Genomic DNA, 14,428 nt, shown 5'->3' on the forward strand with positions numbered 1-14,428 from the left:
CCTTACATTTGCTCTAAAAAATCCAAGGTCATGGCCATCATATTGGTGGTCACCACATGGGAGGTTCCTTCAATGATTTCAAAGACCAAGGGCGCGTCGCCCCGGTGTTGTTTTTTTATTTTTTCGTAGTAATTTTTTTGATAGGCGGGGTTTACCACATCGTCCAGCTCGCCGTTTAACATGCAAATACCTTTGTCTTCGTGCTTTTCGATGTGATTCATGGGATCGTAGGCCTGTGCCCCTTCTTTGTAAGGGCCGATGGCCAAAGGTGCCCAGTCGCCTAAGCCGTTTAAGGCGATGCCCCCTGCCACTTCATCGCGGGCCAAGAGCCCCATGGTCGTCATCGCACCCATGGAGTGGCCCGCCACCACGATTTTTTTCTCCGGGAAGCGGCCGCGAACGCAGGCGAGGATGGCGTCGAATTCCTTCATGTTTTCGATGACCACTTCCGGAAGCTTTTGGATGTCTTCGTAATCCCAGCTGCCCCGCGCCCCGTGAAGGGCCTCTTCCACGACGAGGACGGGATAATCCGCCGCCGCCCAAATGCTCGCGCGGAAGCGGGAGCTTTCGATGTCGGAGCCCCAGCCGTGGTAGTAAATGATGACTTTATCTTTCGCTTCGGCCTCCGGCAAGACCCAGAGGACGGGAATGGCGCCTGCAAAGGACGCTTCTTCTTTTACGTGTAAGTACATATTACCTCCAGTCCACAGGCGCCTCGCCCATGGCGATTAAATACTCATTGGTTCTCGAAAAACATTTGGAACCGAAAAAGCCCCGGTAGGCGGATAAGGGCGAGGGATGGGGCGATTCGATGATGGCGTGGGCGGGATTTTTTATGAGCCGCTTTTTGCTTCTGGCGTGGGCGCCCCACAAGATAAACACCATGGGCTTTTCTCTCGCGCCTAAAAGCTCCACGATTTTGTCCGTAAAGATTTCCCAACCGATTTTTCCGTGGCTCATGGGCTGGGATTTTCTGACGGTGAGGGTGGTGTTTAAAAGAAGCACCCCTTCTTTCGCCCAGGAAGTTAAATCGCCGCTTTCTCGTGTAATGTCCAGGTCGTCTTTTAATTCTTTGTAAATATTCACCAAGGACGGCGGCAGGGGAAAGTCCGCCGGCACGGAAAAGCTCATGCCCTGGGCCTGTCCCGGCCCATGGTAGGGATCCTGGCCCAAGAGAAGCACCTTCGTGTCCTCGAAGGAAGTGAGGCGCATGGCGCGGAAAATCGCCTCGGCCTCGGGATATATGGTTTGCGTCTTGTATTCTTCGATTAAGAGGCGGCGCAAATCCTTGTAATAGGGCTTTTGCATTTCCTCTTTCAATAAATCGTCCCAGTCGTTTGAAAAGGTCACACTATCCTCTTTCTTCGCTACATAGAAAACAGTTCCGTCAGGAAGCGCTTAGCCTTCCTGCGAATAAACTTCTGTAAATCTCCGGCACGTTCCGGCAAGAGGAAGAGGATTAAATGGTCCCCTTCTTTTAAGACCGTCTGCCCTTTGGCCAAGACGCTTTTTCCCTCCCGTTCGATGCCGCCGATTAAGAAACCTTCGGAAAGTCCCAAAGACTCGATGGTTTTGCCCGTGGCGTAAACATCTTCGCTTAAGACGATTTCGTAGATTTCCAAGGTGCCCGGGAACAAGTGCAGGGAGATTTCCGGCGGGCCGAAGAGATTGTTTTTAATCTGTTGGGACACGAGGAGCTCGCCGGAGAAAATGCCGCCGGTATGGGCCACGTCCACCACCCGCATGTAGCGTTCATCTTTCAAACACAGGGCGATGTGCTCTTGCCCCGCATCTCGCGCCGCCGTGGCCACGAGGAAATTGTCCGCATCGTCGTCGGAAGCGGCGACGACACCGTCGTAGGCGGCGATGTCGATGTCTTCCATGGCTTCGGTGACGGGCCGGTCGATGACGTAGTTGACGCCGTAGGGATAGTGTCTGCCTCGGGAAAGCAGAAGCGTGTCCGCTTCTTTGGCCAGTGCCGCCTCAATGCTTTGGGCGCCTTTGCCGTCGCCGAAAACCAAAAAGCGTCGCTTGCGCTCAAGGCCTTCGAAGACATCCACTTTGGCGTAGCGCCGGCGGAAGCGACGCACGGCTTCGGTGCTACCTACCATGCGCAGCACATCGTCGGCTTCAATGACGGTGCTTCCTTTCGGCACGATGATTTTTCCGCCGCGGCGGATGGTAACCAGGACCAATTCTTCCAAGGGGCCGATGTTTTTTACCCGCCGCCCCACAAAGGCCGGATTGTCCGCCACGTCGATTTTTACCATGGCGGAATCGAAGTTTTCGAAAATTTCCGTCTGCATGCCCGCCTCTTCATAAAAGAAGTGGTGTACGCGTCCTGCCAAGATACTGCCGTAGTCGTAGACATAGTCGATGCCGAAGGTGGACTTGGTTTTTTCCAAGAGACGCCCCAGGGCGCTGTCGTAGGCGATAAAGTGAATGGGCCCGCCTCGCTTTGATAAAAGATTCGCCAGAGCCAAGGTGCGATTGGAATCGTCGCAAAAGACGAAGGCATCGGTTTTGTCGAAATCCATGGCCAAAACATCCTCTTCGTCTTCGTAATAATGGGCGTGAAAATCCCTGAGGGTTTTTTTCACTTGTTTCTCCCGGCGAATAAGAAATTCCACCGTATGATGTTCCCGAACCAAAGCATTCGCCAAGAGACGCGCTCCGGCGCCGGTTCCGATCATGGTAATGTGCATAGTGTTCTCTCCTAATTCATGTAACGATTGCCCCGTTGCGGCGCAAAGAGGGCGAGGATGGTGAAAAATTCCAACCGCCCTAAAAGCATAAGGGCCGAAAAGAGCAGTTTATACCCCGGCGCAAATTCCACAAAGGTGTTGGTAGGCCCGACACCGGAAAAGCCCGGCCCCACATTGGACAAGCAGGTTAAACAGCCGGAAAAGGCCGTGAGATAATCCACGCCTGAAAGGGCCGTGACCGCCGTCGAGGCGCCTAAAAGAATGATGTAGACGCAGACAAAGGCCACGATGCCGAAGATAACTTGGTCTTCCACGATTTTTCCGTTGACGCGAACGGGCATAATGGCGTGGGGGTGGATGCTCTTCACGATTTCCCGCTTCACAATTTTCCACAGGACCAAAATGCGAATCACCTTCATCCCCCCGGCGGTTGAGCCGGCGCAGGAACCGAAAAAGTGCAGGGCGAGCAAAATGCATTTACTGAAGCCCGGCCATTGATCGTAGTCGGAAGACGCGAAGCCCGATGTGGAAATAATGCTGGTCACTTGAAAAAGGGATTCTCTCAGCCCCAGGCCCGGGGTCATCTTCTTTGACAATATTAAATTTAAAGCGATTAAAAGCACGGCACCGGCCACGATTTTTAAATAGAGGCGGTACTCTTCATCTAAAAACATCTCCCGCCAGCGGCCGCCGACGGCCCGGGAGTAGAGGCTGAAGTTGGTGCCGCAGATCACCATAAAAACGGACATGATGATTAAAATGGCGGAATTGTCGTAATAGACGGCGCAGGAATTGGCATGGGAGGAAAAGCCCCCGGTGCCTACGACGCCCAGGGTATGTACCACCGCGTCAAAAACATTCATGCCAGCGAGGACCAAAAGCACGAAGAGCACGAGGGTAATCAGTAAATAGATTTTGTACAGGGCCTTGGCCGTGTCTTTCATGCGGGGCTCCACTTTCCCCGCCACGGGCCCCGGGGTTTCCGCCTTGAAAATGCGAAAGCCGTTGCTTCCCACTCTGGGCAAAAGGGCCAGGGTGAAGACCAAAATCCCCATGCCGCCGATCCAGTGGGTCATGCTGCGCCACAGGACGATGCTCTTGTCGATGGCCTCCACATTGGGAATGACCGAGGCTCCGGTCGTGGTAAAGCCCGACACGGTCTCAAAAAGGGCGTCGATGTAGTTGGGGGTGGCGCCGCCTAAGTAAATGGGCACGGCGCCGATAAGGGACGCCAAAATCCACCCCACGGCGACGATAAACAGGCCGTCGCGGCCGCGAATGCGTTCATGTTTCCGCGGCATGAAAAACAACACCGCGCCGACGACGAGTGCCACGGCGATGGCGATGAGAAAGGCTTGGATGCTGCCCTCTCCCCGGTAGATGCCGTAGAGAAGAGGCGGCATGAGAAACGCCCCTTCCACCATTAAAAGGGCGCCTAAAACATTAAACGCCGCTCCAAAGTTCATTAAATAGGCCCCCTGATTCCGCATTGTAGAAGTAATTTTTCATGACGTGGACACTTTCGTGCTTACAGAAGACGATGATCCGGTCGCCCTTTCTCAAGCAGGAGCGACCGTTTGGAATACTCACATCTTGGCCGCGGACGATGACGGCAATTAAAATGCCCTTGGGCAGAGACAGCTCGGCCAGCGGCGTATCCAACACCTTCAGATCCTCGTCCAGCTGAATTTCCGCCACTTCCATGTTGCCGTCGTACATGAGATTAATGGCCAGGGCGTCTTTTCCGCGAATCAATTTTAAGATCAACGACGCGGTAATAAAGCTGGGATTAAAGGTGGCATCGAGATTCAAGCGATCCAAGACGCCGATGAAATTCACCCGGGAAATCTTGGCCACGGATTTTGTAATGCCCTCTTCTTTCATGGACAGGGCCATTAAAATATTGGTCTCGTCAATGCCCGTGGCGCCGATAAAGGCGTCGTAGGAATGAATCACTTCTTCTTCCAGCACATTAAAGTCCGTGCCGTCGCCGTGAATAACCACGGCATCGGGATGGCGCTCTTTCAAAGAAATGGCCTTGGCGTGATCTTTTTCGATGACCAAGACGTCGATGTTGTCTTTTAACAAAAGGCTGCACAAATAGTCGCCCAGCTTGCCGCCCCCTAAAATCATGACGCTTTTCGTGGGCTTCACCGCCGTGACCTTGGAGTGATCCCGGTCGAAGGCATCGATGCTTTTTCGCGCGCCGATGACCAAAATTACGTCATTTTCCTTGAGCATGGTGTCCCCGGCGGGGATAAAGGTGTAGCCCCTGCGGGAGACGGCGGCGATGAGGAGATTGTCTAAATTATTTAAGTCCATGAGCTTTTTATTCACGAACTCTTTTTCCTGGCCCACGTTAAATTCCACGAGCTTTACCTTGCCGCCGGCAAATTCGTCGGTCATGAGAGAGTATTTTTTCAATAAATACTTTTCGATGGCCATGGCCGCCGCCCGTTCCGGATTAATGACATAATCGATGTCCAGCTCCTCTTTAATGAGGCGGATTTGGGAGTGGTATTCGGGATTTCGAATGCGGGCGATGGCGCTTTTGCAGCCCAGCTTCTTGGCGATGCTCGTTACCAATACATTGGACTCGTCGCTTGTTACCGTGCCGATGATTAAATCGTAGTCTTGGATGTCCAATTCCCTGAGAATAGTAAAGTCCAGGGCATTGCCCAACACCGTCAACACGTCCAACTCGTTGTTGATCTTTTGAATCACCCGCGGGTCGTTGTCCAGCACGGTAATCTCGATGTTTTCTTCCACTAAAGAGCGGGCGAGGCGCATGCCTAATTTGCCGCCGCCCACGATAAGTGCGCGCATGTCATTGACCGTCCTTTTCCTCGGAAGATTTTTGTGCCGCTTTGGCTCGCTTTAATTTTTCCGGGGTAATGTCGTTGCCCTCTTCATCTAAAACGGTCGTATTTAAAAGCTGTTGTCGAAAGCCTTCGCGAAAGAGCTTTAAATAGGCTTTTCTCAAGCGATCTCTCTCCGCCACCTCTTCTTCGGTGAGCTCCCGTACTTTGGCTTCTCGCGCCAATTCATTAATACGCTTTAAAAGTTCATCCATCTTTTCCAAGGCGACCTCCTTATACAGATTCTTGTTTTTTCGATGCGGTATAGTACAATAAACGGGAAGGATGTGACACCATGATTCGATGCACTATGCGAGCCACCGCCGGTCCGCCGGCTGCCATGGCCTACGCTTTTTACGACGCGGACGGCCTAATGATTTTACAAAACAAGGACGATGCTCTCGTCGATCAATTCGACTACATCCTCCGCGAACTTCCCATGATACCCTATACTCTATCACTAATTGATGCCGATGGAAACGAGCGATTTCGCCTGGAGCGAAAAACGCCGCCTCCCTTTCAAACCCATGCCTTCCGCCTGTCTTTCGGCGGCGAGGTGGTGGACTTTTTCGAAGACAAAACCCGCTTTTCGCTTCCCAATCTCAGCTTTAACTACAGGGAAAAGAAATACGACATCGTGGGCTTTATAAGGAACAGGGAATTTTTCATCGAAGCAGATGAATTAAAGCTTATGTCCATGAAGGCGAGCCCCATTGCCGGCGGTAAAGAATACGCCGTGGCCATTTACGAGGACGCCCTTCCCCTGGCGGTGTATTTCGCCGCCGTCATCGTCATGGACATTTGCTTTCATAATTACTAAAGAAACGAGGCTAGAATGACAGATATGGAAAAAGACCGCATCATCATTAAAACAGGGGCCGTAGTGGATCCCGCGGCGAAAATTACGGCCACAGCAGATTTTCCCGCCGTCATCGGCGAATACACCATCGTCGAGGCCGGTGCGGAAATTAAGGGCGCATCCATCGGCGCCTACGCCACCGTGAAGAGCGGTGCATCCGTCGGCGAAGGGGTCTATGTAGGCGACTTTGCCGTGCTTAACGAAAACACCCGCCTCCCCGACGGCGCCAAGGTGCCTTCTCGCGCCGTGGCCGAAGGCGATCCCTTTTCCATCGTGCGTGGCCTCACCAAAGAAGAATTGGATGCGGCCAAGGCACGGGCTAGCGAAGGTCTTTAAAAAAAGATTGCATCAGCGCCCGGCACGCTTCGCCCAACACGCCCTCCTCCACCTTGACTCGGTGGTTAAAGGCGCGAAAGGCCGCAAGGTTTACCACGCTGCCTGCCGCACCGAAGTGGGGATTGTCCGTGCCGATTATAAGCCTGTCGATGCGACTGTTTAATATGGCGCCCATGCACATGGGGCAAGGCTCCACGGTGACGTAAAGGTCGCCGCCGATGCGCCAGCCTTCTGTGGCTTTATCGGCCTCTTTCAGAGCCAGAATCTCCGCGTGATGCGTGGCGCTTTCGTCGGTCTCCGTGCGGTTGTGTCCCCGGCCGATAATCACGCCGTCTCTTACGATGACGCAACCGATGGGCACTTCCCCGATAGCGTAGGCCTTCTTCGCCTCTTTCAAGGCTTCGTTCATGTAATACGAATCCATTCCCATTCCCCTTTCTTTCTTCTATCCTACCACGGAAAGGAGCCTTTAATGAATATCTATATTTCCTTCGACATGGAAGGCATCGGCGGCATCGACCGCTTCAGCGACGAATTCAAACGCACCGCCGCCTATTCGCAGGCCATTCACGCCCATTTTAAGGCGGTGATCGACGGCATTCACCAAAGCCCGAAAAATAAAGACATCGAAACCATTACCGTCGCCGACAGCCACGGAGACGGCAAAAATCTGGATTACCTCGCCCTTTCGGAGATGGACGAGCGCATCGAGCTGATCTCCGGCTACCCCCGTGGCGAATACATGATGAGCGGTTTGGATCGCCACGACGTGGTGATTTTTCTCGGCTACCACGCCTCCTGCGGCCAGCACCGGGCCAATATGGACCACTGCTATTCCACGGCTTTTCACCGGGTGAGCATTAACGGCATTAAATGCTCCGAGGCCATGATTAATCAAATTTACGCCAAGGAAAAGCACATTCCCGTGGGCCTGATTATCGGCGACAGCGGCCTTTACAGCCAATTGATTCTCGAAGGCTATATGCCCTATGTGGAATACGTGGTGACGAAAGAAAGCCTGGGGCACAATGCCGTCGTCCACCGCAATTTTCAAAAGGTGCGGGCGGAAATCGCGGAAAAAGTAGCCCTGGTTTTGGACAAGGATCTCTCTACCTTACCCCTCGGCGATCTAACCGCCCCCTACAATGTCACCATCGAAACGGACACCACCCTCACGGCAGACATGGCGGAAATGCTCCCCGGCGTCGTGCGCCTGGACGGCTACCGCATCGGCATGAGTTTCGATTCGGGCAAGGATTTACTCAACGGCCTTATGGCACTGGAAGTGCTCGCACGCAAATAAATGCAACAAACAGAAAGGAACGCTATGAAAGCCATCGCATTCGACTTCGACGGAACCTTAATCGACTCCATGGGGATGTGGCGCAATTTAGGCCGCAATTTCGTGGAGTCCAAGGGCAAGGAATACACCGACGCCATTCACGATCAAATTACCACCATGAGCTTAAACCAATCCAGCGCCTTTTTTAAGCGGGAGCTGGAGCTGGAGGAGACGCCGGAGGAAATTTTTAACGAAATGGGCGCCATTTTGCTGGACGGCTACGGCAAAACCCTTCCCTTAAAAGAAGGCGCCTTAGAAGCCATTGAAAAGGCGCGGCGCCTGGGCCCGGTGGTTCTTGCCACGGCCACAAACGAAGAGCTTTTAATGCCCGCCTTGCATCGCTTTAAATTGGATCGTGCCTTCGATTTCATCCAAACCTGCGACGGCGTGGGCATAGAGAAAAGCGACATCACCTACTACCACATCTTGGCGAAGCGCCTCGGGGTGGCGCCCAATGAAATCATCCTCGTGGACGACGCCCACTACGCGCTGGCCGCCGCCAAAGAAGCGGGGCTTTACGTCGTGGCCGTAAAAGACACCTACAACCTTCCCTACCGGGATGCCATCGTTAAAGAAAGCGACGTGCTCCTGGACAGCTTACTGGATTTTGAACCGGAGAGGTATTTTTGATTTACTATGTGCTGAAGATGACCCCTGTGGTGGGCTTCCTTTCCTTCTGTTCCTTTTCACTGATTCGCGCCCAACTTTTTTCCAAACAAAAAAAGAAGAGCAATCGCAAACGGGAGCGACTGCTCATCGCCTTTTCCACTTACTGTTTGTGGCTGTTGTCTTTTCTTTTCGTCGGCAACGAGCGCCTGGAAATGGGCGGCGTGATCTTGGGCATCGACACAGCCCTCGCCGATTGGAAGCTGAATTTAATTCCCTTCGCCACCATCAAGGCCTTTTGGCGCTACGGCTCCTTTACAGGCATGTTTTTAAATATTTTCGGCAACATTCTCATCGCCGTGCCCCTGGGCTTTTTTACCCCGGTGCTCTTTCGGCGAATGAAGGGCCGCCGATCCACCCTCTTGCTTTACGCCGGAGTCTTTCTCCTCGTGGAAACCTTGCAGTATTTCACCGGCAGAAGCGCCGACATCGACGATTGGCTATTAAATATGCTCGGGGTCTTTTTGGGCTTTCTGCTTTCTGAAAAACAGCACCGCTTTCCCCCGACGATCTACCGCCGCTAGCACCTGAGGGTGCTTTTTTTCTTGCTTCTTGTTTCTTTTACGTCCTTTTTTTATAATAAGGGCGAGGAGGTTTCTATGCGAACCCTATTGACAAAAGTGCGGGTGAATCCGGCCAATCGTGTGCAGGTGGTGAATGCCTACTTGGCCCAGGCAGACACGGATTTCGCCCTGGTCATCGACGTAATCAATAACACCGACAAAACCGTCACCCTCTTAAAGGTGGACGTGCTTTTTATTAATGCCTTCGGCAAATTTATTTTCGACGAAACCGTCTTTCACCACAGCTACGAGCATCTGGCCTTAAAGCCCAAGTCCCTGTCTTACCTTCCTTACTGGATTTTAGACGAGCGCCACCACACGGCCAGGGGCGTGCGCATTCGCATATCGGAAGTGCATTTTCAAGACGGCACGAGAAATTACTACGACCGCACCAAGGAAATGTCCTATACCGTGCCCACGGTGCCCAAGGAAAAAAAGGACGAGCTGAAAAAGCTCTTCGGGCCGGACTTTTACACCTACGGCGAAAAAATCGGCACGATGTGGCGCTGCATCTGCGGCTTTACCAATGGCGAGGAAGACAACATCTGTCGCCACTGCAGCCGCTCCAAGGACTTCGTGCTCTCGGCAGTGACCGAGCGGCAGGTCAACAAAAAGCTCTTTCAGCTTTACGTCAACAAGGACCGAGATTTCGCCGATCGGGCCACGGCCTATGAGGAGACCATTCCCATTCGCCCCTTGGATGAAATCGATTTGGAACGGGGCCTGGCCTCGGCGGAAAGGCCGTCGAAGAGAAAAGGCGCCGCCCTCTTTCTCGTCGCCGCCGCGGCGGCCATTGCCCTCACCCTCTTCGCCTTTCGCATTTACGACGGGGTGAACACGAAGCGCAATTACGACAAGGCCCAAAGCTATATCGCCATGGGCGATTACGCCGCCGCCGAAGCCATTTACGACGATCTGCCGCCCACGGTGGACAATGTGGACATGGCCTTAAAGATTCAGGAGCTTGAAACCTTAAAGGCCTCCGACGCGTCCTACAAAAAGGCACTGGCCCTTTCCCGCGCAGGGGACAGCCTGGCCGCCTACGGTGCCTACAAGGAAGTGGTGAAGGAAGACCGCACCAATTACGCCAACGCCAAGGCCATGATCGAGAGCATCCAATCGGAAGCCATCGCCCGAGCCAATCGCTACGTGGAAGAGGGCAACAAAAAAGACGCCGAGGAACTCCTCGACGCCTTCCTGACGTTGGATCCGAAAAATGTGCGGCTCTTGCAAGCGAAAGACGCTGTCCTTACCAAGTCGCTTCTTCGGGAATCAACAGCGCGCAAATAATGTAGACCAACAGGCCGCTCCCGCCGCCTAAGGCGAAGAGAACCCATAGAACCCGCACAATGTTGGAGTCGATGCCGAAATACTCGCCTAAGCCGCCGCATACGCCGGCGAAAACGCGATCGGTGGTGCTTCGTCTCAATTCTTTTTTCATAGTATCCTCCTGTCTCAATCACTATGTGTATTATACCCGAAAAGGCGGTGAATCATGAATACAAAGCAATACAAAGTCCCAGAAAAAACAAAGATCCATCTAAAAGATTACGCCACAACCTACGACGGGCCGCTGGATAAAAAAGAAGTGAAGAATAAACTTCTGCCCGATAATCTTCGTGCCATGGCCGCGTTGCAAGACGCCCTCTACGCCGAAAACACCCGGGGCATCGTCGTGGTCCTTCAGGCCATGGACGCCGCGGGAAAAGACGGCCTCATTAAACACGTCTTTACGGCCCTTAATCCCCAAGGCGTAACGGTAACGCCCTTTAAAGTCCCCAACAGCGAAGAGCTGGATCACGATTACCTGTGGCGCATCGCGAAAGCCTTGCCTCGCCGCGGCGAAATCGCCATTTTCAACCGCAGCCACTACGAAGATGTGCTGGTCACTCGCGTCCACGATTTATTGAAGCAGTCGCCCCTGCCCAAGGAGCTCGTCGATGAAGACATTTGGACGCGGCGGTTTAAGGAGATCCGCGCCTTCGAAACCTACTTAAACGACAACGGCTTTACCGTGGTGAAAATCTTCCTCCATCTGTCCAAGGACGAGCAGAAAGAGCGGCTTATGGAGCGAATCCTTCGCCCGGAAAAGCACTGGAAGTTTTCCGCCGCCGATGTGAACGAGCGGGCCTATTGGGAAGATTACCAAAGGGCCTACGAGGATTTAATCGCCCACACCGCCACGGAAAAATCCCCCTGGTACATTATTCCCGCCGACCGCAAGTGGTATGCCCGTTACGCGGTGTCGGAGATTATGCTTCACCTCATGAAAGAGATGAACCCGACCTATCCGGAATTGGCACGGGTGGAAAAGGAAAATTTGGCCAAGTGGAAAAAAATTTTAGAAGAAGAATAAAAAAGGCGGCCCGCGGGCCGTCTTTTTCTGTGCTATTTCGCTAAGTCTTCTTTAAAAAAGCTATTGTCGATGAGGCGCGTTTTTCCGATGTAGACAGCCATGGCAATAAAACTGTCTTCCACCAAGGTCGCATCCCGCTCGAAATGTGGGAAGCGAAGAATTTCCACGTAGTCGATTTTCGCCAAAGGTTCGGCCTGAATTTCTTTCGTTACCGCATCCAAGAGGGCGGCCACATTTTTTTCGCCTTCCCGAACCATGGCCTTGGCCTTTTTAATTGAGCGGGAGAGGACCACGGCGGCCTTTCGCTCCTTAGCATTTAAGTAGCGGTTTCTGGAGCTTTTCGCCAAGCCGTCTTCTTCCCGCACGATGGGGCAGGGCACGATGGTAAGGTCCATATTTAAGTCGCGAACCATGGCTTCCACAATGGCCACCTGTTGCACGTCTTTTTGGCCGAAATAGGCCTTATCCGGCGTTACCAAATTGAATAGCTTGGTGAGCACCGTGGCGACGCCTGCAAAGTGAATGGGGCGGGTAATGCCGCAGAGAATATGGGTCATGGACTCGGGGGGCGTAACGCGGAAGCCGAAGTTTTCCGGATACATTTCTTCCGGTTCCGGGTGAAAGACGATGTCCGCCCCTAAGCTTTCACAAAAGGCGCCGTCTTTGTCGATGTCCCGGGGGTATTCTTCGTAATCTTCCCCCGGTGCAAATTGTAGGGGATTAACAAACACCGACACCACCACCGTGTCGTTTTCTTCGCGGCATTTTTTAATCAGGGAGCCGTGGCCTTCGTGTAAGGCGCCCATGGTGGGCACGAGGCCCACACTGCCTTTGGCTTTTGCCGCTTCACAGGCGGCTTTTAATTCGTCTACGCGGGTAATAATCTTCATCGTCTTATTTGTCCTCCAGTAATCGTTCGTCCATGGTGAATTCGTGTTCCTTTGTGGGGAAGCTGCCCTCTTTCACCGCATCGTTGTAATCTTTAAATCCTTGCACCATGGCTTCGCCGATGTGGGCAAATTGATGCACGAATTTCGGCACGAAATCGTCGAACATGCCCAGCATGTCTTGATAGACCAAAACCTGCCCGTCGCAGTCCACGCCGGCGCCGATGCCGATGGTGGGAATGGAAAGCATTTCCGTGAGCTTCTTCGCAAGGGCCGCCGGCACACATTCCATAACCACGGCGAAGGCCCCCGCTTCTTCCACGGCTTTGGCATCGGCAAAGAGTTTGGCCACGGTGGCTTCATCTTTTCCTTGAACGCGGAAGCCGCCGAAGGCATTCACCGATTGAGGCGTGAGGCCGATGTGGGCGCAGACGGGGATCTTCGCATCCACAATGGCTTTAATGACCTCTTTCACTTCCGTGCCCCCCTCCAGCTTCACGGCGTGGGCATAGCCTTCTGAAATGAGGCGGCCGGCGTTGATGACGCTGTCGCGAATGCCGGTGGAGTAGGTTAAAAAGGGCATGTCACAAATAATCAAAGGATGTTTTGCACCTCGTGCCACAGCGGCGGAGTGGTGGATCATGTCCTCCAAGGTGACGGACAGGGTGTCTTCATAGCCCAACATGGTCATGCCCAAGCTGTCGCCGACTAAAATGGAGTCGATCCCCGATTGATCCACCAGCTTCGCCGTGGAATAATCGTAGCAGGTAATCATGGTGAGCTTTTCGCCCGTCTCCTTGGCCTCTTTAAATGTGCGTACCGTTGCTTTTTTCATGCTTCTTCTCCTTTCAACAATCGACGCAAGTCGTCGTAGGGTCGATCCCCGTGTTTTTCCTCGGCGATGTCGGCCAAAATCAGGCTGGCCGCCCGGTAGAGGGCCTCTTCCTTTTCGTCGCCCTTTCGCGCCAAGGCGTCTAAGTGGCGGCGAATGGTGGTCATGTCACAGCGCTCCACCGGACCCGTAAGGGCGGCGGAGGGGCCCACGTCGAAAATTTTCGCCAGGTTCCCGGTCCCGAGAGGCTTTAAGGCCTCTTTCGATTCGGCTTCTGTAAAGCCCACGTCCTTCATGAGGTCGAAGGCCATGGCGCTTACGGCCACGACTAAATTGCTCATAACCGCCGTGGCCAAATGGTAGGTGGCCTTGTCCGCACTTGTCATGACTTTATAAGGGATCTTGTGGGCGTCGAGGCAGTCTTTTAAAACCGCCACCGCCTTCTTATCGCCCTCTAAAGTAAAAAACGCACGACCGACGGATGCGTATCCCGATTCCTTGTCGGCAAAGGCCAATAAGGGATGCATGGATGCGGCAGAAACGTCTTTGGTAGTACGATGGAAGAAAAGGGAAGAAGACAAACTGCCCGCCGTGTGGCAGAGAATCTTTCCCGAAATATTCAATTGTAAAAGGTCGCGCCACACACCTTCGATCACGTCGTCGGGGGTGGCGATTAGTATGACGTCGCTGGCTTCGACCAATTCATTTAAGGTCTCAAAGCACGCGCTCGCTGTCCTTTCTGCGCCGTAGGCTGCGCTTGAAAGGCTGCGGCTGTAGTAGCCGCTGATTTTTAGGGGCCCCGATGTAAACAGGGCGATGCCTAAGCTGACGCCGACTTTTCCGGCGCCGATAATGCCTACTCGCTTCATGTTATCACCTCGTTTGAGTGCAATACACATTGTTTCGATGGTTCATGTAAAAGTAAGTGTATAGTTTCCTTCGAATACTACCACAACCATTGTACGTTTCATTTTGCGGATTGACAAGGTTTTTTCAGAAAACGCTTGTCTGCGCAAACAAAAAA

Annotated in this window: 18 protein-coding genes; 7 read left to right on the forward strand and 11 right to left on the reverse strand. The window is 53.2% G+C overall.

Going from position 1 to position 14,428, the window contains the following annotated elements; genetic code table 11:
- Positions 1-2 precede the first annotated feature (2 nt).
- The 6 genes from WKT05_RS09005 to WKT05_RS09030 are packed head-to-tail and all read right to left on the reverse strand — an operon-like array spanning position 3 to position 5,778.
- Positions 3-692: an alpha/beta hydrolase family protein gene (locus tag WKT05_RS09005; RefSeq protein ID WP_340413807.1), complete on the reverse strand. Its 690-nt coding sequence runs from the start codon at positions 690-692 to the stop codon at positions 3-5.
- Between the two features lies 1 nt (position 693).
- Complete coding sequence (locus tag WKT05_RS09010; protein ID WP_340413808.1) at positions 694-1,350, reverse strand: uracil-DNA glycosylase; 657 nt, start codon at positions 1,348-1,350, stop codon at positions 694-696.
- A 17-nt stretch (positions 1,351-1,367) separates the two neighbouring features.
- Positions 1,368-2,705: a TrkA C-terminal domain-containing protein gene (locus WKT05_RS09015; RefSeq protein WP_340413809.1), complete on the reverse strand. Its 1,338-nt coding sequence runs from the start codon at positions 2,703-2,705 to the stop codon at positions 1,368-1,370.
- A gap of 11 nt (positions 2,706-2,716) precedes the next feature.
- Positions 2,717-4,171: a TrkH family potassium uptake protein gene (locus WKT05_RS09020; RefSeq protein ID WP_340413810.1), complete on the reverse strand. Its 1,455-nt coding sequence runs from the start codon at positions 4,169-4,171 to the stop codon at positions 2,717-2,719.
- Complete coding sequence (gene trkA, locus WKT05_RS09025) at positions 4,149-5,531, reverse strand: Trk system potassium transporter TrkA (RefSeq protein ID WP_340413811.1); 1,383 nt, start codon at positions 5,529-5,531, stop codon at positions 4,149-4,151. The genes WKT05_RS09020 and trkA overlap by 23 nt, the downstream gene beginning before the upstream one ends.
- 1 nt (position 5,532) lies before the next feature.
- Positions 5,533-5,778, reverse strand: a complete 246-nt coding sequence (locus tag WKT05_RS09030; protein ID WP_215508189.1) for a DUF896 domain-containing protein — start codon at positions 5,776-5,778, stop codon at positions 5,533-5,535.
- 80 nt (positions 5,779-5,858) lie between these two features.
- On the opposite strand from WKT05_RS09030, the gene WKT05_RS09035 reads away from it, so the two are divergent.
- Both WKT05_RS09035 and WKT05_RS09040 read left to right on the forward strand, forming a co-directional pair.
- Positions 5,859-6,383 carry a hypothetical protein gene (locus WKT05_RS09035; protein ID WP_215508136.1) on the forward strand — a complete coding sequence of 175 codons (525 nt, stop codon included), beginning with the start codon at positions 5,859-5,861 and terminating at the stop codon, positions 6,381-6,383.
- Between the two features lie 15 nt (positions 6,384-6,398).
- Positions 6,399-6,758, forward strand: a complete 360-nt coding sequence (locus WKT05_RS09040) for a hypothetical protein (RefSeq protein ID WP_340413812.1) — start codon at positions 6,399-6,401, stop codon at positions 6,756-6,758.
- Here the strand turns inward: WKT05_RS09040 and WKT05_RS09045 are convergent.
- Entirely contained in the window at positions 6,742-7,182 is a 441-nt protein-coding gene (locus tag WKT05_RS09045) for a nucleoside deaminase (protein ID WP_340413813.1), read from the reverse strand. The two genes, WKT05_RS09040 and WKT05_RS09045, sit on opposite strands and share 17 nt — an antisense overlap.
- Before the next feature lie 48 nt (positions 7,183-7,230).
- Here WKT05_RS09045 and WKT05_RS09050 point away from each other — a divergent pair, with 48 nt between their 5' ends.
- From WKT05_RS09050 to WKT05_RS09065, 4 genes are all read left to right on the forward strand, one after another.
- Positions 7,231-8,061 carry a M55 family metallopeptidase gene (locus WKT05_RS09050; RefSeq protein ID WP_340413814.1) on the forward strand — a complete coding sequence of 277 codons (831 nt, stop codon included), beginning with the start codon at positions 7,231-7,233 and terminating at the stop codon, positions 8,059-8,061.
- Between the two features lie 24 nt (positions 8,062-8,085).
- Positions 8,086-8,730: an HAD family hydrolase gene (locus WKT05_RS09055; RefSeq protein WP_340413815.1), complete on the forward strand. Its 645-nt coding sequence runs from the start codon at positions 8,086-8,088 to the stop codon at positions 8,728-8,730.
- A complete protein-coding gene (locus WKT05_RS09060; RefSeq protein WP_340413816.1) occupies positions 8,727-9,290 on the forward strand; it encodes a VanZ family protein in 564 nt (187 codons plus the stop codon). Before WKT05_RS09055 ends, WKT05_RS09060 begins: the two co-directional genes overlap by 4 nt.
- A gap of 75 nt (positions 9,291-9,365) precedes the next feature.
- Positions 9,366-10,619, forward strand: a complete 1,254-nt coding sequence (locus WKT05_RS09065; protein WP_340413817.1) for a tetratricopeptide repeat protein — start codon at positions 9,366-9,368, stop codon at positions 10,617-10,619.
- On the opposite strand, the gene WKT05_RS09070 is transcribed toward WKT05_RS09065, so the two are convergent.
- Entirely contained in the window at positions 10,579-10,770 is a 192-nt protein-coding gene (locus tag WKT05_RS09070; protein ID WP_215508143.1) for a PspC domain-containing protein, read from the reverse strand. The genes WKT05_RS09065 and WKT05_RS09070 overlap by 41 nt on opposite strands.
- A gap of 54 nt (positions 10,771-10,824) precedes the next feature.
- Between WKT05_RS09070 and WKT05_RS09075 the strand changes: the two genes are divergently transcribed.
- A complete protein-coding gene (locus WKT05_RS09075) occupies positions 10,825-11,685 on the forward strand; it encodes a polyphosphate kinase 2 family protein (protein WP_340413818.1) in 861 nt (286 codons plus the stop codon).
- Between the two features lie 32 nt (positions 11,686-11,717).
- On the opposite strand, the gene panC is transcribed toward WKT05_RS09075, so the two are convergent.
- Genes panC through WKT05_RS09090 form a run of 3 tightly spaced genes read right to left on the reverse strand, consistent with a single transcriptional unit; the run spans position 11,718 to position 14,273 of the window.
- On the reverse strand, positions 11,718-12,575 hold the full coding sequence (gene panC, locus WKT05_RS09080) for a pantoate--beta-alanine ligase (RefSeq protein WP_340413819.1): 858 nt from the start codon (positions 12,573-12,575) through the stop codon (positions 11,718-11,720).
- A gap of 4 nt (positions 12,576-12,579) precedes the next feature.
- Positions 12,580-13,407 carry a 3-methyl-2-oxobutanoate hydroxymethyltransferase gene (gene panB, locus WKT05_RS09085; protein ID WP_340413820.1) on the reverse strand — a complete coding sequence of 276 codons (828 nt, stop codon included), beginning with the start codon at positions 13,405-13,407 and terminating at the stop codon, positions 12,580-12,582.
- Positions 13,404-14,273: a Rossmann-like and DUF2520 domain-containing protein gene (locus WKT05_RS09090; RefSeq protein ID WP_340413821.1), complete on the reverse strand. Its 870-nt coding sequence runs from the start codon at positions 14,271-14,273 to the stop codon at positions 13,404-13,406. Before WKT05_RS09090 ends, panB begins: the two co-directional genes overlap by 4 nt.
- Positions 14,274-14,428 lie beyond the last annotated feature (155 nt).

The sequence above is a fragment of the Peptoniphilus sp. HCN-40583 genome, assembly GCF_037892835.1.
Lineage (GTDB): Bacteria > Bacillota > Clostridia > Tissierellales > Peptoniphilaceae > Aedoeadaptatus > Aedoeadaptatus rachelemmaiella.